This is a genomic window from Micromonospora sp. DT227, from assembly GCF_049841835.1.
In the GTDB taxonomy this organism is placed as follows: Bacteria; Actinomycetota; Actinomycetes; order Mycobacteriales; family Micromonosporaceae; genus Micromonospora.
In genome coordinates this window covers 124,141-142,615 of record NZ_JBNCLA010000006.1, presented here as the reverse complement: position 1 = coordinate 142,615, position 18,475 = coordinate 124,141, and the positions used below count along the sequence as shown (strand labels likewise).

At 72.5% G+C, this 18,475-nt stretch carries 18 protein-coding genes; 10 read left to right on the top strand and 8 right to left on the bottom strand.

Annotation, left to right across the window (positions count from 1 at the left end; all coding sequences use genetic code 11):
* Positions 1-47 precede the first annotated feature (47 nt).
* Genes ACLQ2W_RS21325 through ACLQ2W_RS21315 form a run of 3 tightly spaced genes read right to left on the bottom strand, consistent with a single transcriptional unit; the run spans position 48 to position 4,699 of the window.
* Entirely contained in the window at positions 48-653 is a 606-nt protein-coding gene (locus ACLQ2W_RS21325) for a hypothetical protein (protein WP_425787960.1), read from the bottom strand.
* Entirely contained in the window at positions 650-4,099 is a 3,450-nt protein-coding gene (locus tag ACLQ2W_RS21320) for a WD40 repeat domain-containing serine/threonine protein kinase (RefSeq protein WP_425787958.1), read from the bottom strand. Before ACLQ2W_RS21320 ends, ACLQ2W_RS21325 begins: the two co-directional genes overlap by 4 nt.
* A gap of 9 nt (positions 4,100-4,108) precedes the next feature.
* Entirely contained in the window at positions 4,109-4,699 is a 591-nt protein-coding gene (locus ACLQ2W_RS21315) for a DUF7019 family protein (protein ID WP_425787956.1), read from the bottom strand.
* A 222-nt stretch (positions 4,700-4,921) separates the two neighbouring features.
* On the opposite strand from ACLQ2W_RS21315, the gene ACLQ2W_RS21310 reads away from it, so the two are divergent.
* On the top strand, positions 4,922-5,653 hold the full coding sequence (locus ACLQ2W_RS21310; protein ID WP_425787954.1) for a class I SAM-dependent methyltransferase: 732 nt from the start codon (positions 4,922-4,924) through the stop codon (positions 5,651-5,653).
* Between the two features lie 95 nt (positions 5,654-5,748).
* On the opposite strand, the gene ACLQ2W_RS21305 is transcribed toward ACLQ2W_RS21310, so the two are convergent.
* Positions 5,749-6,168: an NUDIX hydrolase gene (locus tag ACLQ2W_RS21305; RefSeq protein WP_425787952.1), complete on the bottom strand. Its 420-nt coding sequence runs from the start codon at positions 6,166-6,168 to the stop codon at positions 5,749-5,751.
* Positions 6,169-6,304: 136 nt separating this feature from the next.
* Here ACLQ2W_RS21305 and ACLQ2W_RS21300 point away from each other — a divergent pair, with 136 nt between their 5' ends.
* Positions 6,305-7,249 carry a sugar phosphate isomerase/epimerase family protein gene (locus ACLQ2W_RS21300; protein ID WP_425787950.1) on the top strand — a complete coding sequence of 315 codons (945 nt, stop codon included), beginning with the start codon at positions 6,305-6,307 and terminating at the stop codon, positions 7,247-7,249.
* Positions 7,250-7,289: 40 nt separating this feature from the next.
* Here the strand turns inward: ACLQ2W_RS21300 and ACLQ2W_RS21295 are convergent, their stop codons facing one another.
* Complete coding sequence (locus ACLQ2W_RS21295; RefSeq protein ID WP_425787948.1) at positions 7,290-8,321, bottom strand: LacI family DNA-binding transcriptional regulator; 1,032 nt, start codon at positions 8,319-8,321, stop codon at positions 7,290-7,292.
* 116 nt (positions 8,322-8,437) lie between these two features.
* Here ACLQ2W_RS21295 and ACLQ2W_RS21290 point away from each other — a divergent pair, with 116 nt between their 5' ends.
* The 4 genes from ACLQ2W_RS21290 to ACLQ2W_RS21275 all read left to right on the top strand — a co-directional run bounded on the left by ACLQ2W_RS21290 (position 8,438) and on the right by ACLQ2W_RS21275 (position 12,832).
* A complete protein-coding gene (locus ACLQ2W_RS21290) occupies positions 8,438-9,589 on the top strand; it encodes a Gfo/Idh/MocA family protein (protein WP_425787946.1) in 1,152 nt (383 codons plus the stop codon).
* Positions 9,586-10,749, top strand: a complete 1,164-nt coding sequence (locus ACLQ2W_RS21285; protein WP_425787944.1) for a dihydrodipicolinate synthase family protein — start codon at positions 9,586-9,588, stop codon at positions 10,747-10,749. Before ACLQ2W_RS21290 ends, ACLQ2W_RS21285 begins: the two co-directional genes overlap by 4 nt.
* On the top strand, positions 10,746-11,585 hold the full coding sequence (locus tag ACLQ2W_RS21280) for a sugar phosphate isomerase/epimerase family protein (protein WP_425787942.1): 840 nt from the start codon (positions 10,746-10,748) through the stop codon (positions 11,583-11,585). Before ACLQ2W_RS21285 ends, ACLQ2W_RS21280 begins: the two co-directional genes overlap by 4 nt.
* A 71-nt stretch (positions 11,586-11,656) precedes the next feature.
* On the top strand, positions 11,657-12,832 hold the full coding sequence (locus ACLQ2W_RS21275) for an SGNH/GDSL hydrolase family protein (protein ID WP_425787940.1): 1,176 nt from the start codon (positions 11,657-11,659) through the stop codon (positions 12,830-12,832).
* 64 nt (positions 12,833-12,896) lie between these two features.
* Here ACLQ2W_RS21275 and ACLQ2W_RS21270 read toward each other — a convergent pair whose 3' ends face one another.
* Complete coding sequence (locus tag ACLQ2W_RS21270; protein WP_107156754.1) at positions 12,897-13,166, bottom strand: GlsB/YeaQ/YmgE family stress response membrane protein; 270 nt, start codon at positions 13,164-13,166, stop codon at positions 12,897-12,899.
* Between the two features lie 141 nt (positions 13,167-13,307).
* Here ACLQ2W_RS21270 and ACLQ2W_RS21265 point away from each other — a divergent pair, with 141 nt between their 5' ends.
* Entirely contained in the window at positions 13,308-13,667 is a 360-nt protein-coding gene (locus tag ACLQ2W_RS21265; RefSeq protein ID WP_425787938.1) for a hypothetical protein, read from the top strand.
* Here ACLQ2W_RS21265 and ACLQ2W_RS21260 read toward each other — a convergent pair.
* Positions 13,664-13,996, bottom strand: a complete 333-nt coding sequence (locus ACLQ2W_RS21260) for a YciI family protein (RefSeq protein WP_425787936.1) — start codon at positions 13,994-13,996, stop codon at positions 13,664-13,666. The genes ACLQ2W_RS21265 and ACLQ2W_RS21260 overlap by 4 nt on opposite strands.
* 297 nt (positions 13,997-14,293) lie before the next feature.
* On the opposite strand from ACLQ2W_RS21260, the gene ACLQ2W_RS21255 reads away from it, so the two are divergent.
* Positions 14,294-15,385, top strand: coding sequence for a cellulose binding domain-containing protein (locus tag ACLQ2W_RS21255; protein ID WP_425787934.1), 1,092 nt, complete (start codon positions 14,294-14,296; stop codon positions 15,383-15,385).
* Between the two features lie 77 nt (positions 15,386-15,462).
* Here ACLQ2W_RS21255 and ACLQ2W_RS21250 read toward each other — a convergent pair whose 3' ends face one another.
* Complete coding sequence (locus tag ACLQ2W_RS21250) at positions 15,463-16,473, bottom strand: acetylxylan esterase (protein ID WP_425787932.1); 1,011 nt, start codon at positions 16,471-16,473, stop codon at positions 15,463-15,465.
* Positions 16,474-16,592: 119 nt separating this feature from the next.
* On the opposite strand from ACLQ2W_RS21250, the gene ACLQ2W_RS21245 reads away from it, so the two are divergent.
* Positions 16,593-17,579: an ABC transporter permease gene (locus ACLQ2W_RS21245; protein WP_425787930.1), complete on the top strand. Its 987-nt coding sequence runs from the start codon at positions 16,593-16,595 to the stop codon at positions 17,577-17,579.
* Complete coding sequence (locus tag ACLQ2W_RS21240; protein ID WP_425787928.1) at positions 17,576-18,460, top strand: carbohydrate ABC transporter permease; 885 nt, start codon at positions 17,576-17,578, stop codon at positions 18,458-18,460. The genes ACLQ2W_RS21245 and ACLQ2W_RS21240 overlap by 4 nt, the downstream gene beginning before the upstream one ends.
* Positions 18,461-18,475: the final 15 nt, after the last annotated feature.

Below are 18,475 nucleotides of genomic sequence, written 5' to 3'. Positions count from 1 at the left end.
TCGAACGATCGATCGGGGTTACGCTCACCGGCTCATCTGCCGAGCGGTCACGGTGCCGGCGGAATGGAGACCCCGTTCTCGTCGAGCAGCGAGCCGTCCAGCGCGCGATCCGTCTCGGCCGCGGTCAGCGACACGATCACGTCGCCGTCGCCGGTCGGGAAGCGGGTGAAGCTCAGCAGGACGAAGCCCAACCGCTCGTTGCCCCGTACGGCGTCGTTGAGGGGCCTGGTGTTCACGCCCTCGACGAGCCACTGGTAGAGCGGCTGCGCGTCGTCCTGCCGCCACCCCCTCAACCCGGCGTGGTGAACCGCCAGGGTCAGCTTCTCGGCCAGGTATCCGGGATCGCAGACGCTGGTGATCGTCAGCTCGAGTTTCTCGAACCGGTGTCCCGCCGCGAAGCGCCACAGGGCCTGCACCTTGCGAACCCCCGGGGTCAGCGGCCGGCCGACGAACATCCAGTGGTACGCGTCGAGGGCGGGTGCGCGGTCCTTGAGCCAACCGTTTCTGTCCCGCTCCGAGACGACCCAGGGCGCCGGGATCTCGTTGAACTCGTCGGTCCACATGATCTCCGGCATCTCCCAGGCCGCCAGCCAGGACCGCACCTGCTCCCGGTTGGCCACAAACTTCGCCCGCAGGTCGGGTTTGGCCGTCATCGATCACTCCCGTGGTCCCAGTCGAGGCCCCAGACCCGGACGTTGCCCTGGTGGTCCCCGGTGACGATGGTGCGGAAGGAGGCGTCGGCACGGATCGCGTTCACCCGGACGGGGTGCCCGTGCAACGATCGGATCCGGCGCCGGGCGCGGAGGTCCCAGACGTCGACGGTCTCGTCCCCGCCGTCGCCCGCCACGGCGAACCGGCCGTCGGAGGACACCGCCACCTCCTCGGTCCCGTAGCGGAGATCGGGCTCTTCGAGGGCCCGTCCGTCGAAGACCACCTCTCCGGTCGCGGCGTGCCACACCACGAACCCCGCCATCCCGGCGAGAACGGCGAGGCGACGGGAGTCGGCGAAGGCCAGGTCCGCCGACGAACTGTGCCTGAGCCCGTCGAGGCGGTACAGCGGTCGCCGGCGCCCCGGCCGCCACGCGGAGAGGCGGGTCATCTCGGCCAGCAGCAGCACGCCGGAGGCGAAGCGGATCTCGGTGTGCGAGTGGACGTCCGGGAAGGTCCGCACCACCTTCCCGGTGTCGATCGACCGGACCTCGACGCTTGTCGCGTCGCCCGTCCGCAGGTGCACCGCGATCGAGCGGGACGTCTCGTCCGCCGTGACGCCCTGGATCGTCCCGGCGCCGGTGCGGATCTTCGCGACGCAGGCCGCCTGTTCCAGCGACCACACCGTCGCCAGCCCGTGCCCGAACCCGACCGTCAGCAGGTCGCCGCAGATGTCGAGCGTCGTCGACCCCTCGTCGCGGGGCAGCGCGCCGGCGACCTTGAACCGCGGCTCGAACGTCGCGGTGTCGTGGCAGGCGACCGACCCGTCCGCGTAGCCGATCAGCAGGTCGCGCCCGGTCCGGGTGAAGTGCAGGCTGCGGGCGGGGTTCCGCTTCTCGACCACCGATCCCGCCTTCTCCAGCGTCTCCAGGTCGACGATCTCGACCTCGTCGACGTTCGCGGGAAAGGCGAACAGTCGCCCGGAGTCGCTGACGTCGAACGCCCCGTGGGCGAGCATCACGTCGGACAGTTCCTGCTCCACCCAGATGCCGGCCAGTCCGGTGCGGCGCCGCCCGCGGCCCGCATCGCGGGCGGCCCGCCGGAGCCGGGGATGGCGCTCGAAGCCGGGAATGGTCCTGGCCGCACGGACGGCGTCGGTCGCCCGCTGGCCCTCCCCGGCCACGATCATTTCTTCGATGCGCGCCATGGCCTGCTCGAACGCGCGTTCCTCGGCGGCGAGGGCACCGACCGGGCGAGGCGGCGCGTACGCCCAGGGGGCGAGATGTCCGGGCAGCGGCATCGGCAGGCGCGACAGCGAGGTCCGGCCGCGGTGACCGTCGCGTTCGGCGATGACGGCGTATCCGCAGTCGCCGCTGAACGCGGTCGCGTCCCGATGCGATCCACGCGTCCAGTCCTTCGGAAAGGTGCGGACGCAGCGGCGGATGGCCAGTTCCAGGACCTGGAGGTCGCCGGTTCCGGGGTCGAGCAGGGCCCAGCCGGCCCGACCCGAGACGCCGAGCACGTCGTGTCCGACGAGCCAGGGAACGTCCCACCGACGCGGATCGTCCCAGACCCGCATGTCCGCCGTCATCATGGACCGGAAGCCGAGCCGCAGGACGATCGACCCGTCCGTCGCCAGGGCGATCCTCCGGCCGTCGTCCATTCCGTCCGACGGCATCTGCAGGCCCCGCATCCTCGTCCGCCGCAGGGGCCACCACTGCTCGACCCGGCGATCGGTGTCGGGGCGGCCCAGTGAGGCGGAGACGCACACCTCGGCGTCCCGGGCGAGGATCACCCGGGTGATCCGACCCTCGTGGGGTCGAAGGTCGGCGACCTGCTCCCACGTGCCGGTGCGGTGGACGAGGAGCCGACCGTCGGCCGTGCCCACGGCCGCGAAGCCGCCCTCCGGGCTGAGCGCCACGGCTGTTCCACCGTCCAGCCGGCCCTCGAGGTCGGCGGCGCCGTCGGTGAGGCGCCACCGCTCGATGACGGTGTCCTGGTAGCAGACGAGGACGCACGCTCCGGCGTGGTCGATCGCGACGTCGACGGGTGTGCGACCGGACCCGGTGAGTTCGCCGACCACCCGGCCGGCGAGGGCGTCCCAGATCCGCACCCGGCCCGACGCCTCGGCCACCACCACGTGCGTCGCGTCGTGGTCGCAGGCCATCGCCACGACCTCGCCGGAGAACTGCCCGAACGTCTCGAGTGTGCCCCTCGACGTCAGCCGGGCACAGCGCTCGCGCGCGGCGATGATCTCGGGCGCGCCCGGATGCTTCCGGTCCGCCTCCGCCAGGTGCCGTGCCGCGAGGACACCGTCGCCGCGTTCCAGGTGGACCATCGCGGCGAGGTGGTCGGCCTCCCACGAGTCTCCGGTGGCGCGCAGTTCCGACAGCAGGGTCGCGTCGGTGACGAGCCCGTCGGCCCACCTGGTGAGCCCGTGGTTGTAGACCGCGCGGACATTGTGCGGATCGATCGCCTTCGCCTGCTCGAACAGCTCGATCGCCCGGCGCTGCTCGCCGAGGTCCCACAGCGACAGCGCCTTGTTGGACAGGCCGTCGGCCTTCAACGACGGCGGGACCTGGTGGGAGCGCGGATAGGGGCTGCCCGTGCGGTCCGCGTACACGGCGGTGAGGACGGCCTCCGCCTCGGCGGCGTCGTTGATCCGCGACCGGGGATCGCGCGCGAGGCAGCCCGCCAGCAGGTCACGCAGTGCCGGCGGGAGATCGGCGCGCAGCCCCGCCAACGCGTCCGCGCCGTCGTGGCCCCACTTCCAGAGTCGACGTCCGTGGATCAGCTCGATCACCGTCAGCGCCCAGGACCACAGGTCGCTGGCCCGACCGATCCGACCGTCCGGATCGACCTGCTCGGGGGAGCAGTACTGCGGCGTGAGTCCGCCGAGCGTCGCGTACGCGGTCTCGGCGGACTCCTGCGGATCCTGCGGGGCGTGCGCCTTCGCCTTGGCCGTGCCGAAGTCGGTCACCCGGGCCGTCTCGCCGTCGTACATGATGTTCGAGGGTTTGATGTCCTGATGCACCAGGCCCGCCGCGTGGGCGTGCCCGATGCCGCGCAGCGTCTGGATCGCGACGTCGAGCGCCCGGGGAAGGTCGAGGCAGCGCTCCTCTTGCACCGCCGCGGTCAGGTCACCGCCCGCGACCCATTCGGAGAAGATCACCGGGTACGCGCCGACGCGCCGCACGTAGGCGCAGCCGACCACGTTCGGATGGGGATCGAGATCGGTCCAGGCCTGCGCCTCCTGGGCGAGCAGGTCGAGGATGCCGGACGCGGTGGCGAGGTCGGGTCGGGGCGTCTTCACGGCCAGGTCGACGTTCCACCCGAGGTGACGGGCGCGGTACACGAAACCCATGCCGCCGGTCTCGACCACCTCCTCGATGCGGAACGTGTCGAGGACGGTCTCCCCCGGCCGCCACCGGATCACCTCCCCCGCGTCCACCCCGAAGCCCTAGTCAGCGAGCGCCACGTAGATCGGGCTGCCCAGCAACGCGCCGTTCGGTCCCGACTTCTCGGCCAGCCGCTTGGCGATGAACTCGACCGGTTGCGTCGGCCCCGGAAGCCCGTCCCCGATCTGTGCCAGGGCCTCGTGTAGGCGTTCGTCGTCGAACTCGCCCGGCTCCGGACGCAGTTCCTGAAGCTTGCGGAACAGGTAGGGCGGGACCGATCCGACCGGTTCGGCGTCGCCGCCGCCGACCACGTGCGACGCCGAGCCGCCCAACACGATGACCTGGTCGTCGAGCGTCCCCGCGAAGACCACGATGCCGGCGGTGGGGAACACCTGCCAGCGCATCGGCAGGCAGGCCTGGAAGTAGGGACCGGGTTCGAACGCGGTGCCGATCTGGTCGGCGTCCTGGAGGTGCCGGATCACCTTCTCCAGCTTGTCGAGGTCGTGGCGCTCCGGCCGGACCGCCTTGCGGCTGTAGCGGACCACCTTCAGATCCACGGCCAGTTCGGTCTCGTGCTGCACGGAGGGGGCGGTCTGGGCCGCGAGGAGCCCGAGCTTGAGGTGCGACAGGTAGAGGTAGTACTTGAGGGTCAAGGCACGCTCCGATGGGAGGGAGATGGCCGGTTCCAGCCTACGTGGCGCATGCTCGCGCTGCCGCCCCCTGCGATGACGTCCGGACCGTCACCGGATCACCGACCGACGACTGTGGTCGATGAACGGCGCGGGCGACGTCGGCGAGCGCCGTACGAAGTGACCAGGGTCGTCGGGTGGGCTACGGCGGTCGGTGTATACCGACCGGATGGTTGACTCGACGGCATGGCCCGCATCGCGTACGACGACACCGACGCGGCAGCGTTCGCGTCGACCCGTCACCTCACCGACGACAGCCTCACCGCGTGGCGACAGGCCGTCGCGCGCCACCTCGCCCCACAGCCGGGCAGGCGACTGCTCGACCTGGGTGCCGGCACCGGGAGCTGGGCCCGCGCGTTCACCACCTGGTTCCCCGGCCTCGACGTCGTCGCCGTAGAACCGTCCGCGGCCATGCGCGCCCGCGCCACGTTCCGGCCGGTCCTGGCCGGCGACGCAGTGGCCATCCCGCTCGGCGACGACAGCGTCGACGGCGCGTGGCTCTCCACCGTGGTCCACCACGTGTCCGACCTCGCCGCCGCGGCGCGTGAGCTGCGCCGGGTCGTGCGGCCCGGCGGACCGGTGCTCATCCGGTCGGCGTTCGCCGGCCGGCACGCGGCGATCACGTTGTTCCGCTACTTCCCGGAGGCCGTGCGCGTGCTCGACACGTACCCCGGCGTCGCCGAGGTCGGGTCGGCCTTCGCCGGCGCCGGCTTTCCCACCGCGTCCGTCGAGCCGGTCCCGCAGGTCACCGCGCCGTCGCTGCGGGAGGCGGCGGTCACGCTGCGCCGGGAGGCGCACACGCCGCTTCAGTTGATCACCGATGACGAGTACGCGGCCGGCGTCGCGCGCCTGCGGGAGGCCGCCCGGGCCGACACCGGGCCGGTGGTCGATGAGTTGGACCTGCTGGTCGTGCGCTGATCACCGCTGCTTGAGTCGTTTCCGCTCTCAGCTCGACAGTGGCCGGCCGGCACAGTCCGACGCCGGGCCGAAACGGGACCCGACGTGACGGAACGCTAGCCGACCTCCGGGTCGGCCAGGTGCAGCGACAGGACCTTCGCGGTGCCGACCGCCAGTTCCCGGTCGAGCACCTGGTCACGGGGCACGAACACCATGGCCTGCCCCTCGCCGAGCACCACGTCCTCCTGCCGGGCGTCCGTGGTGCCGCGGAAGACGTACACGGTGACGGCGTGCGGGAAACCTTCCTCGTACGGTCGGGGGCCGCTCCACAGCAGGCGCAGGTCGCCGGCGGTCAGGCCGGTCTCCTCCCGCAGCTCGCGGCGGGCGGCCTGCTCGGGTGTCTCGCCGGGCTCGATGCTGCCGCCGGGGAGGCTCCACCGATACGGCGAGACGGGTGCGTTGCCGTCGCGGTGCTGCATGAGGATCGCGCCGGTCGGGTCGACGAGCAGGACGAGCGCGACGTCGTAGCTGGTCATGCGCGGAGCATGGCACGGCGCACCACTTTCGTCCAACGTGGGCAAAAGTTGCGCCGGAAAAGCAGAAAGCTATGGACATATAGACATACCTTTTGTAGCCTCGGCCGCATCTAAGACCGGCGAAAGGGAGAACGTCATGTGTTACGGATTCGACGGGGAGGGCGCGCTGCGGCAGTCCCTCGACCGGCGCAACCTGCTACGCGGCTCGCTGGCGGCGCTGGCCGGCGTCGGGCTGGCCAGCGGGCTCGGCGCGACCGCGGCCCAGGCCGGCGGTGGACACCAGCACGGCCGGCGGCACGTGCCGAAGGAGCTGATCAGCCTCCAGCTCTGGACGGTCCGCGACGCGCTCAACGGCGCACCCGGCTACGACGCGACGCTGGCCCACCTGGCCCGCGTCGGCTACCCGCGGGTGGAGCTGGCGCTCGGCTACTTCGGCCGCACCGCGAAGGAGCTGCGCCGCTTCCTCGACGGCATCGGCATCCGGGCCACCTCCAGCCACGACGGGATCGCCGCCGACGCCGCCGCGTTGGAGCAGAAGATCGCCAACGCCCGTACGCTGGGCCAGCGGTTCATGGTGGTGCCGTACCTGAACTCCGACCGCGAGGACGACTGGAAGCGCTGGGCGGAGCAGATGAACGTCGAGGCCGCCGCCGCGCGCCGCGCCGGCCTGCGGTACGGCTACCACAACCACGCGCACGAGTTCACCATCGACTTCGGCAACGGCCGGCGCCCGTGGGACGTGCTGACCGAGGAGTTGGACCCGCGCCTGGTGCACCTGGAGATCGACCTGTACTGGGCGGTGACCGGTGGCATCAACTCGGGTGAGGGCGTCGACGACCCGGAGGGCTTCGCGCTCGACGTCATCCGCTGCGCGCCGCAGCGGGTGCTGCAGTACCACGTCAAGGACCGCGACCCGGTCACCGGCGACATGGCCGACCTGGGCACCGGGATGATCGACTTCGCCCGGATCTTCCGCCGGCACCAGGTGCTGGAGTACATCGTGGAGAACGACACCCCGGACGTGACGCCGCAGCGGACCGCCGAGGTCGGCTACCGCTACCTGCGCCGCCTGACCTACTGACACGGCGCATGGGCGATCGCGGTGAACGCGGCGGGCCTGCTCACGCGCCCACCTTGGCGGTGCTGGCGCGCAGGACCACCTCGCCGCTCAGGCGCAGGATCCGCCGGCGGCGGGTGGTGTTCTCGGTGAGCGCCAGCTCCATCACCTTCTCGCCGATCTCGCGCAGCGGCAGCGCCACGGTGGTCAGCGGCGGGGTGAGGTCGCGGACGATCGGGATGTCGTCGAACCCGGCGACGGACACGTCACCGGGCACCGACAGCCCGTGGTCGCGCAGCGCCGCGTACGCGCCGATGGCCATCACGTCGGTCACCGCGAACACGCAGGTGGCGTCCAGTCCTCGGGTCAGCAGGTCGGTCATCGCCTGGTAGCCGCCGTCGCGGGTGAACGGCCCCTCGATCACGTCTGCCGGGTGGAGGGTGACGCCGGCGGCGGCCAGCTCGTCCCGGAAGCCGCCGAGCCGGTCGATGACGGTGGTGAGCGCCCGGGGGCCGGAGAGCACCGCGAAGCGGCGGTGACCCAGCTCCAGCAGGGCGCGGGCCATGGCGGCGGCGCCGGCCCGGTTCTCCGGCAGCACGCTGTCGACCTTGAGGCTGCGGTGCCGGCTGACCACGGCGACCCGGCCGCCGCCGTCGAGGTAGGGCTTCAGCTCGGCCTCCATGGCCCGCTCCCAGCGGGTGTCCTCGAAGCCGGAGCCGATCAGCAGGATGGCGGGGGCGCGTTCGGCGCGCAGCATCGACACGTACGCGATCTCGCGTTCCGGGTCGCGGAACGTGCTGGCCAGCATGACCAGCAGATCGTTGGCGCCGGCGACCCGCATGACGCCACCGGCGACGGCGGCGAAGTAGGGGTCGGTGACGTCGTGGCAGATGACGCCGACGGTGCGGTGGGAGGCCCCGGCCAGCGCCCGGGCGTGCGCGTTCGGGGTGTACGCGAGTTGCGCGGCGGCGGCCAGGACGCGGTCACGCAGGTGCGGGGTGACCCGCATGCCGTTGAGCGCGCGGGAGGCCGTGGCCAGCGAGACGTCGGCGGCCCGGGCCACGTCCTCCAGCGTCACGTGCGCCCGTGGCTGCATCGATCTCCCCCGTGCGGAACGTCTTGACCGGCCGGTTTCGGCGTGGCTACCGTACCTCCTGAAAGCGCTTACTGAAAACGCATTCAGGAGCGGGACCGCCACCCGGAAGGACACACGTGGAGCGCACGTCTATCGGGATCATCCTCAACGGCGTGACCGGGCGGATGGGGTACCGGCAACATCTGGTCCGGTCCCTGCTCGCGATCCGGGAGCAGGGTGGGCTGCCCGCCCGCGACGGCAGCCGGATCTGGCCGGAGTTGACCCTGGTGGGCCGCAACGAGGCCCGACTCGCCGAGATCGCCACCCGGCACGGGCTCACCTCGTACACCACCGACCTGGCCGCGGCGCTCGCCGACGACCGCCACCAGATCTACTTCGACGCGCAGGTGACCGCCCAGCGGGAGAAGGCGATCCGGGCGGCGATCGAGGCCGGCCGGCACGTCTACACCGAGAAGCCGCTCGCCGAAGGGGTGGACGGGGCGCTGGAGCTGGCCCGGCTCGCCACCGACCGGGGCGTCCGCAACGGCGTGGTGCAGGACAAGCTGTTCCTGCCCGGCCTGCGCAAGCTCAAGCGGCTGGTCGACGGCGGGTTCTTCGGCCGGATCCTGTCGGTGCGCGGCGAGTTCGGCTACTGGGTGTTCGAGGGCGACTGGCAGGACGCGCAGCGGCCGAGCTGGAACTACCGCGCCGAGGACGGCGGCGGCATCACCGTCGACATGTTCCCGCACTGGCACTACGTGCTGGAGCAGCTCTTCGGCCGGGTCACCGCCGTCACCGCGGTCACCGCCACGCACATCCCGGAGCGGGTCGACGAGAACGGCGTCACCTACCCGGCGACCGCCGACGACGCCGCGTACGGGATCTTCGAGCTGGCCGGCGGCGTCATCGCGCAGATCAACTCCTCGTGGGCGGTCCGGGTGTACCGGGACGAGCTGGTCGAGTTCCAGGTCGACGGCACGCACGGCAGCGCGGTGGCCGGGCTGCGGGACTGCCGCATCCAGCACCGCGGCGCCACCCCGATGCCGGTGTGGAACCCGGACCTGCCGGTCACCGAGCCGTTCCGCGCCCAGTGGCAGACCGTGCCGGACAACGCCGACTACGACAACGGCTTCAAGGTGCAGTGGGAGGCGTTCCTGCGGCACGTCGTGGACGACGAGCCGTTCCCGTGGGACTTCCTGGCCGGGGCGCGCGGCGTGCAGCTCGCCGAGGCCGGGCTGCGCTCCGCCCGGGAGGGGCGGCGGGTCGAGATCGAGGAGATCGACAGGTGACCGTCCGGATCACGCTGCCCACCCCGGGTGGCGGCACCGAGACGCGGACGCTGCGGGAGCCGGCCGGCTGGCAGCGGCCGGCCGCGCCGCCGGCCAGCCGGATCGCGTACGCGGCGGCGCACGTGGTCGCCGACCCGTACGCCGACAACGCCCCCGACGCGCCCGCCCGGCTGGACTGGGACGCCACCCTCGCGGTCCGGCGTGACCTGTGGTCGTGGGGGCTCGGCGTGGCCGAGGCGATGGACACCGCGCAGCGCGGCATGGGGCTGGACTGGGCGGCCACCCGCGAGCTGATCCGGCGCAGCGCCGCCGAGGCCGCCGCCTGCGGCGGGCGCATCGTCGCCGGGGCGGCCACCGACCAGCTCACCGGCGTGCCCGACACGCTCGACGAGGTGGTCACCGCGTACGCCGAGCAGGTCGCGTTCGTGCAGGAGTGCGGCGCGGTCGCGGTGGTGATGGCCAGCCGGCAGCTCGCCGCGCTCGCCACCGGCCCCGACGACTACCGGCGCGTCTACCGGCAGGTGCTGGGCGCCAGCGGCGCACCGGTGGTGCTGCACTGGCTCGGTGACATGTTCGACCCGGCGCTCGCCGGCTACTGGGGCTCGACCGACCTGGACGACGCCACCACGACGTTCGTCGCGCTGGTGCGCGCGCACGCCGACGTGATCGACGGCGTGAAGGTGTCGCTGCTCGACGCCGGCCGGGAGGTGCGGCTGCGGGAGCTGCTGCCGCCCTCCGTGAAGGTCTACACCGGCGACGACTACCACTACCCCGAGCTGATCGCCGGCGACGGCGAGCGGTCCAGTCACGCGCTGCTCGGCGCGTTCGCGGCCATCGCCCCGGCCGCGTCGGCCGCGCTGCAACGGCTCGACGCCGGGGACCCGGCCGGCTTCCGGGCGGTCCTGGACCCGACAGTGCCGCTGTCCCGGCACGTGTTCGCGCCGCCCACGCGGTACTACAAGACCGGCATCGCGTTCCTCGCCTGGCTCAACGGCCGGCAGCCCGGCTTCACCATGGTCGGCGGCCTGCACGGCGGGCGCGGCGTACCGCACCTGGTGGAGACGTTCCGGCTGGCCGACGCCGCCGGGCTGCTGCTCGACCCGGAGCTGGCGGCACACCGGATGCGCGGGTACCTCGACGTGGCGGGGGTGACCGGATGACCACCGATCCGCGGCTGGCGAAGCTGTCGCTCAACCAGCGCACCACCGAACGCTGGTCGGTCCGGGAGGCGGTCGACGGCTGCGTCCGCGCCGGCATCCCGGCGATCGGGCTGTGGCGTGAGCCGGTCGCCGAGATCGGCGTACCGGCCGCCGCGGCGCTCGTCGCGGACGCCGGGCTACGCGTGTCCTCGCTGTGCCGGGGCGGTTTCCTCACCGCCGCCGGCGGGGCCGCGCGGGCCGAGGCGCTGGCCGACAACCGGCGCGCCATCGACGAGGCGGCCGGCCTCGGCACCGACTGTCTGGTGCTGGTCGTCGGCGGCCTGCCGCCCGGCTCCCGCGACCTGGCCGGCGCGCGGGCGCGGGTCGCCGACGCGCTCACCGAGCTGGCCCCGTACGCGGGCGAGCGCGGCGTACGCCTGGCGCTGGAGCCGCTGCACCCGATGTACTGCGCCGACCGGGCGGTGCTGTCCACGCTCGGGCAGGCGCTCGACCTGGCCGAGGCGTTCCCGGTCGACCAGGTCGGCGTCGTGGTGGACACGTTCCACGTCTGGTGGGACCCGGACGTGTGGCGGCAGATCGCCCGCGCCGGGGCCCGGATCGCCAGCTTCCAGGTGTGCGACTTCCTCACCCCGCTGCCGGCCGACGTGCTGCTCGGGCGCGGGATGATGGGCGACGGGCACATCGACTTCCCGCCGCTGCGCCGCGCCGTGGCGGCGGCCGGCTACACCGGGGACACCGAGGTGGAGATCTTCAACGCCGAGGTGTGGGCGACCGACCCGGATCAGGTCGTCGCCACCATGGCCGAGCGCTACGTCGAGCTGGTGCTGGCCGACTGACGCGCGCCCGAGTCCGGCCTCTCGGACGAAACACGTGGTCGTCCGGCGGACCGGTAGGTCAAGATCGGATCATGACCCTGCCGCCCCCCTCGATCACCACGCCGATCACCGCCGACCTGCTGCGCGGCGCGCTGGACCTGGAACGCACCGCGCACGGCGTGCTGCCGCACCGGCTGCCGGCCCGCGCCCGGGCCCAGAACACCGACCCGCAGGTGACGATGGCGGAGACGATGCCGTCCGGCGTGCGCCTGGTGTTCCGCACCCGCGCCACCGTCGTCGAGCTGGACGTGCTGCCCACCAAGATGGTCTACCGGGGCGCCCCGCCGCGCCCGGACGGCCGCTACGACCTGCTCGTCGACGGGCGGCTGGCCGGGCAGGCCACCGCCGACGGCGGCAAGGTGCTCACCATCGACCTGACCACCGGCGCCGTGACCACCGATCCCGGACCGGTCGCCGCGGTCCGCTTCGCCGACCTGCCCGTCGGCGACAAGGAGGTGGAGATCTGGCTGCCGCAGCGGGAGATCACCGAGCTGGTGGCGCTGCGCACCGACGCGCCGGTCGAGCCGGTCGGCGACCGGGGGCGGCGGGTGTGGCTGCACCACGGCAGCTCGATCAGCCACGGCTCCGACGCCGAGAGCCCCACCGCCACCTGGCCGGCGATCGCCGCCGGGCTCGCCGGCGTGGAGCTGGTCAACCTCGGGTTCAGCGGCAGCGCGCTGCTCGACCCGTTCACCGCGCGGGCGATGCGGGACACCCCGGCGGACCTGATCAGCGTGAAGATCGGGATCAACCTGGTGAACAGCGACGCGATGCGGTTGCGCGCGTTCACCCCGGCGGTGCACGGCTTCCTCGACACGCTGCGCGACGGGCACCCGGACATCCCGCTGCTTGTCGTCTCGTCGATCCTGTGCCCGATCCAGGAGGACACGCCCGGTCCGGGCGCGGCCGACCTCAGCACCGGTACGCTGCGGTTCGTCGCCACCGGCGACCCGGCCGAGCAGGCCGCCGGGAAGCTCACGTTGCGGGTGATCCGCGCCGAGCTGGCCCGGATCGTGGCCGGCCGGGCCGCCGACGACCCGAACCTGCACTACCTGGACGGGCTGGAGCTCTACGGCGAGGCGGACTACGCCGAGCTGCCGCTGCCCGACGAGCTGCACCCCGACCCGGTCGCGGACCGCCGTATCGGCGAGCGGTTCGCCGCGCTGGCGTTCGGCGCGGGCGGCCCGTTCGCCGCCGACGGCTCCTGACACGCCGGCCGGTCGGGACGCTCGCGGCGTCCCGACCGGCCGGGGCGACGGCGGTGCGGTCGGGTCAGATCCGTCGCCGGCCGTAGGTGCCGGCGACGATCGCCACGCCGATCGCGGCGAAGACGACCTGGATGAGCAGCTCGATCCAGTCGACGCCGTTGGTGTCGGCCACGTCCAGCGCGCCCGCGACGGCGGTACCGAGAAGCGCGGCGACCACGCCGATGACCAGGGTGAGCCAGATCGGGATGTTCTGCTTGCCCGGTACGACCAGGCGGCCCAGCGCGCCGATGATCAGACCGATGATGATGCCGGAGATGATGCCGCCGACGTGCATGATGGCCGCCCTTCCTCAGGGGTGTGAGTCGACCGGTCAATTGCCCGGGGCAACGGAAAATGAAACCGGGTGGCGGGCTGACCGGAGCGCCACCGATGGGATGGGATGGACCGGACGGCGCGGCACACCGAGGAGGACGCCATGACACACGGCCCGGTGCTGGTGATCGGACTCGACCCGGCCCGAATCCCGGGCTGGGACCCGGCGCCGGTGGTCGCCGCGATCGCACGCGGTCACGCCCGCTTCGCCGAGCACGGGATCGAGGCCGACCTGTGCCTGGTCGCGCCGGACCCGGACGCCGCACGAGAGATCGCGGCGGCGCTGACCCGCCGGGCGTACGCCTGCGTGGTGGTCGGGGGCGGCCTCCGCAAGCACGAGCCGCTGCTGGAGCTCTTCGAGCAGGTCGTCAACCTGGTCCACCGGCACGCCCCGGGCGCGGCGATCGCGTTCAACAGCACCCCGGAGGACACCGTGGACGCGGCGCTGCGCCGGCTCGGTTAGGGCGTGTCGCGCAGCGGCCACACCTCGACGACGCCGTGGGCCACCGCGCACGGAGTGCCCGACACCAGCTCGATCGCCTCCGCCATCGACGCCGCCTCGATCACCGCGAAGCCGCCGATCGGCAGCGCCGAGGTCAGGAACGCCCCGTCGCGCACCTCGGCGCCCACGCCGTCGGGGTTGCGCACCTGCACCGGCGGGCCGGCCACACCCATCCGGACCCCGGCCGCCCGCAGCCGCTGGTCGTGCGCGTGGGCGGCGTCGCGTACCGCGGGGTCGGTGCGGTCGTAGCCGTCCTGGTCGCCGTACCCGATGGTGATGAACGTCGGCATGCTGCGGGCCCTCCGTCGCGGTTGCGGTCCTCGACCTGCCTACCACGCCCGCGCCGCACCACGGCGCGCCGCGCCCGTCCGGGTAGGTCGAAATCGATTTAGCACCATCGATTGACATCGTTATCGGAAGCTCAGTAGCGTGGGCCGGCGGGAGCGGAGGGCACGCTCCCCGTGCGGCACGACACCGGTGTCCGGGTCCCGGTCGGTCGCTCCGCGCCCGCACTCCCGTCCCGTCACCGCGCGTGCCACGGCGACCGCGGTGACGCACGCACCGACCGATCCCCCGCGGAGGACCCGATGATCCGAAGATTTCGAGTGTGGAGCGCGGCAGCCGCCGCGATGGTGGCCCTGGCCGCCGCGGCGACGATGGCCACCGGCCCGGCGAGCGCCGAGTCCAACGGGGGCGTCCGGGTGATGCCGCTCGGCGACTCCATCACGGACGGGTTCAACGTGCCCGGCGGCTACCGGACGGAGCTGTGGCGGCGGCTGGCGGCGGACAACTACCGGATCGACTTCGTCGGCTCGCAGTTCAACGGCCCGAGCAACCTGGGTGACCACGACCACGAGGGGCACTCCGGGTGGACCATCGCCCAGATCGACGCCAACGTGGTGAACTGGCTGCGGGCGACGAACCCCCGCACCGTGCTGCTGCACATCGGCACCAACGACATGTACGGCGACACCAGCGGCGCCCCGGGCCGGCTGGCCACGCTCGTCGACCGCATCACGTCGACGTCGCCCACGACCGAACTCTTCGTCGCCACGATCATTCCCAAGTCCGGCGCGGACACGCAGGTCCGCGGGTACAACGCGGCGATCCCCGGCATCGTGAAGAGCCGGGCCGACGCGGGGCGGCGCGTGCACCTGGTGGACATGTACGCCGCGCTGACCCTCGGCGACCTGGCCGACGGCGTGCACCCCAACGCCGGCGGCTACGCCAAGATGGCCGCCGCCTGGTACAACGCGCTGCGATCGGTCCCGGGCAGCATCAGCGACAGCACGCCCCCGACCACTGCCCCGCCCACCACACCGCCGCCCACCACTCCCCCGCCGACCACCCCGCCGCCGGCCGGCGGGTGCCGGGTGGCGTACACGGTCAACGCCTGGAGCAACGGTCTCACCGCCAGCGTCACGATCACCAACACCGGCGGCGCGGCCGTCAACGGGTGGGCGCTGGCGTTCACGCTGCCCGGCGGGCAGACCATCACCGGCGGCTGGAACGCCTCGTACGCGCCGACGAGCGGGGCGGTGACCGCGCGCAACGTCTCCTACAACGGCACGATCGCCCCGAGCGCCTCCGTCGACATCGGCTTCCAGGCCAGCCACTCCGGCAACACCGGCAAGCCGGCGTCCTTCAGCCTGAACGGCGCCCCCTGCTCGGTCGGCTGATCGGCCGCCGACGGACCGTACCGGCCGTCCCGACGCGCCCGGCCGCACCAGCCGGACGCGCCGGGCACGGCGGGCGGTCAGGTCCGCACCGGCGCGTCGGCACGCCGGAGCACCTCGTCCAGCCAGCTCCGCTGCCGCCGCACGTGGACCGCCTCCCCGCCCTCGTGGCCGTTGTACGGGTAGGTGTGCATCTCCCGCAGTGGCGGCACCGGCCGGCCGCTGGCGGCGCCGTACTGGTTGTACGCGGCGAAGCCGGTGCTCGGCGGGCAGACGTCGTCCCGCAGGCCGATGCCGAAGTGCGCCGGGGCGGTGGCCCGGCGGGCGAAGGCGACGCCGTCGACGTGGGCGAGCGTGTGCCGGACCGCCGCCTCGACCTCACGGTCGACGGCCAGGTACCGGGCGATCTCGCCGTACGGGGAGGCGTCGGTGAGCTGGACGGCCCGCAGGATGTGACACGCGAACGGCGCGGTGACCAGCACCGCGGCGAGGTCGTCGACCAGGCCGGCGACCGCCAGGGCGAGCCCGCCGCCCTGGCTGTTCCCGGCCGCGACGACGCGCGTCGCGTCGACGCCCGGCAGCGCGCGGACCGCGTCGACCGCGCGGACCGCGTCGGTGATCAGGCGACGGTAGTAGTAGTCGTCCGGGTTCAGGATGCCCCGGGTGGCGATGGTCGGACCGCCCGGGCCGCCGTGCGGGTCGGGGGTGTCGCCGCGGGCGTACCAGCCGCCCTGGCCCCGGTTGTCCATCAGCAGGTGGGCGTACCCGGCCACCGGCCAGCTCAGCCGCTCCCCCGGCAGGCCCCGCCCGCGGCCGTAGCCGGCGTACTCCACCACGGCGGGCAGCGGCCCGTCGACGCCCGCGGGGCGGGTGTACCAGGCCCGCACCGGTTCGCCGTCGAAGCCGGCGTACGTCACGTCCCAGGTGTCCACCAGGCGCAGGCCGGTGGGTTCGGGCCGGACGTCGCAGAGGACCGGGGTCGCGGCGGCCCGGTCGAGCGTGGCGCGCCAGAACCTGTCGAAGTCGGCGGGCTCGGGGACCGCCGGCCGGTACCGCCGGAGCTGGTCGAGTGGCAGGTCGGAGAAGGGCACGGATCCTCCACGGATGACGGGGACATCGATCGCCTTGACATGGATCAAGCGATGGCCATAAATTTCCGGAAAGCTTACGGGCCATTACCGGAATTTTCGGCCACGGTGGGAGGGCGCGAATGACATCCGTACGCTCGGATGCGCGGTCCGCCCCGACGGGGCCCGCGCCCGCGCCGCGGCCGGACCGCCGGCGCCGCGCCGGCCGCCGGCCCTGGCGGCGGGCGCTGCGGCGGGACTGGCAGCTCTACTCGCTGGCCGTCCTGCCGCTGCTGTTCTTCCTGGTCTTCCGCTACCTGCCGATGCTGGGCAACGTGATCGCGTTCCGGCGCTTCCGGCCCGGCGGCAGCGTGTTCGGCGAGTACTGGACCGGCCTGCGTTACTTCCGGCTGTTCTTCACCGACCCCACGTTCTGGGACGTCTTCACCAACACGCTGGTGCTGGGCGCGCTGACGCTGCTGTTCTGCTTCCCGCTGCCGATCGTGCTCGCGCTGCTGCTCAACGAGGTGCGCAGCCGGTTCCTCAGGCGGTTCGTGCAGTCGGTGTCCTACCTGCCCCACTTCCTGTCGATCGTGATCGTGGCCGCGATGGTCATGCAGTTGCTGTCCGTGGACGGCACGGTCAACCAGGTGGTCGGCGCGTTCGGTGGGCAACCGGTCCCGTTCATCCAGGAGCCCGGCTGGTTCCGGTCGATCTACGTCTCCTCCGAGGTCTGGCAGACCGTCGGCTGGGGCACCATCCTCTACCTCGCGGCGCTCACCACGATCGACGGCGACCTCTACGAGGCGGCCCGGATCGACGGCGCCAACCGGTGGCGACAGACCTGGCACGTCACGCTGCCCGGGATCCGACCGACCATGATGACGTTGCTGATCCTGAACATCGGCACGTTCATGGCGGTCGGCTTCGAGAAGATCCTGCTGCTCTACAACCCGCTCACCTACCCGACCGCGGACGTCATCTCCACCTATCTGTACCGGGTGGGCATCGTCTCCGGGAACCTCAGCTACGCCGCCGCGATCGGCCTGTTCGAGGCCGTGATCGGCTTGACGCTGGTGCTGTCCGCGAACGGGATCTCCCGGCGCGCGGTGGGGACGAGCCTGTGGTGAGCCCCCGCCCCACCCGGGGCTACCGCGTCTTCCAGGCGGTCAACGCCGTCGTCCTCACCGCCGTGGTGGTGGTGACGGTGTACCCGTTCCTCACCATCGTGGCGCGCTCGCTCAGCGACAACGCCGCCATCGTCAGCGGGCAGGTCAACCTCGTTCCGCGCGGGTTCAACCTCACCGCGTACCGGGTGGTGACGTCCGATCCGGCGTTCTGGATCAGCTACCGCAACACCGTCGTCTACACGGTGGTCGCCACGCTCATCTCCGTCGTGCTGACCACCTGCTACGCGTACGTGTTGTCGAAGAAGCACCTGCGGGGCCGGACCGCGCTGGTCGGGATCGCCGTGTTCACCATGTTCTTCACCGGCGGCCTGATCCCCAACTACGTGCTGGTCACCAGCCTCGGCCTGAAGAACACCGTGTGGGCCGTCGCGCTGCCCAACGCCATCAACGTGTTCAACCTGCTGGTGATGAAGGCGTTCTTCGAGAGCCTGCCGGTCGAGCTGGAGGAGGCCGCCGCGGTCGACGGGCTGGGCACGTACGGGACGCTGCTGCGGATCGTCCTGCCGCTGTCCAAGGCGATGGTGGCCACGATGGTGCTGTTCTACGCGGTGTCGTTCTGGAACTCGTGGTTCGCCGCGTTCCTCTACATGGACCGGCAGGACCTGCTCCCGGTGACGGTCTACCTGCGCAACCTCATCGTGGGCGCGAGCGACGCCACGCAGGCCGGCGGCGGGCTCGGCAGCGGCGACGACATCGTGCAGGCCGCCGCGACCATCCAGTCCGTGACCATCGTGCTGACGGTCCTGCCGATCCTCGCGGTCTACCCCTTCATCCAGCGCTACTTCGTCTCCGGAATCATGCTCGGCGCCGTCAAGGGATAGCGGTGCCGCCAACCG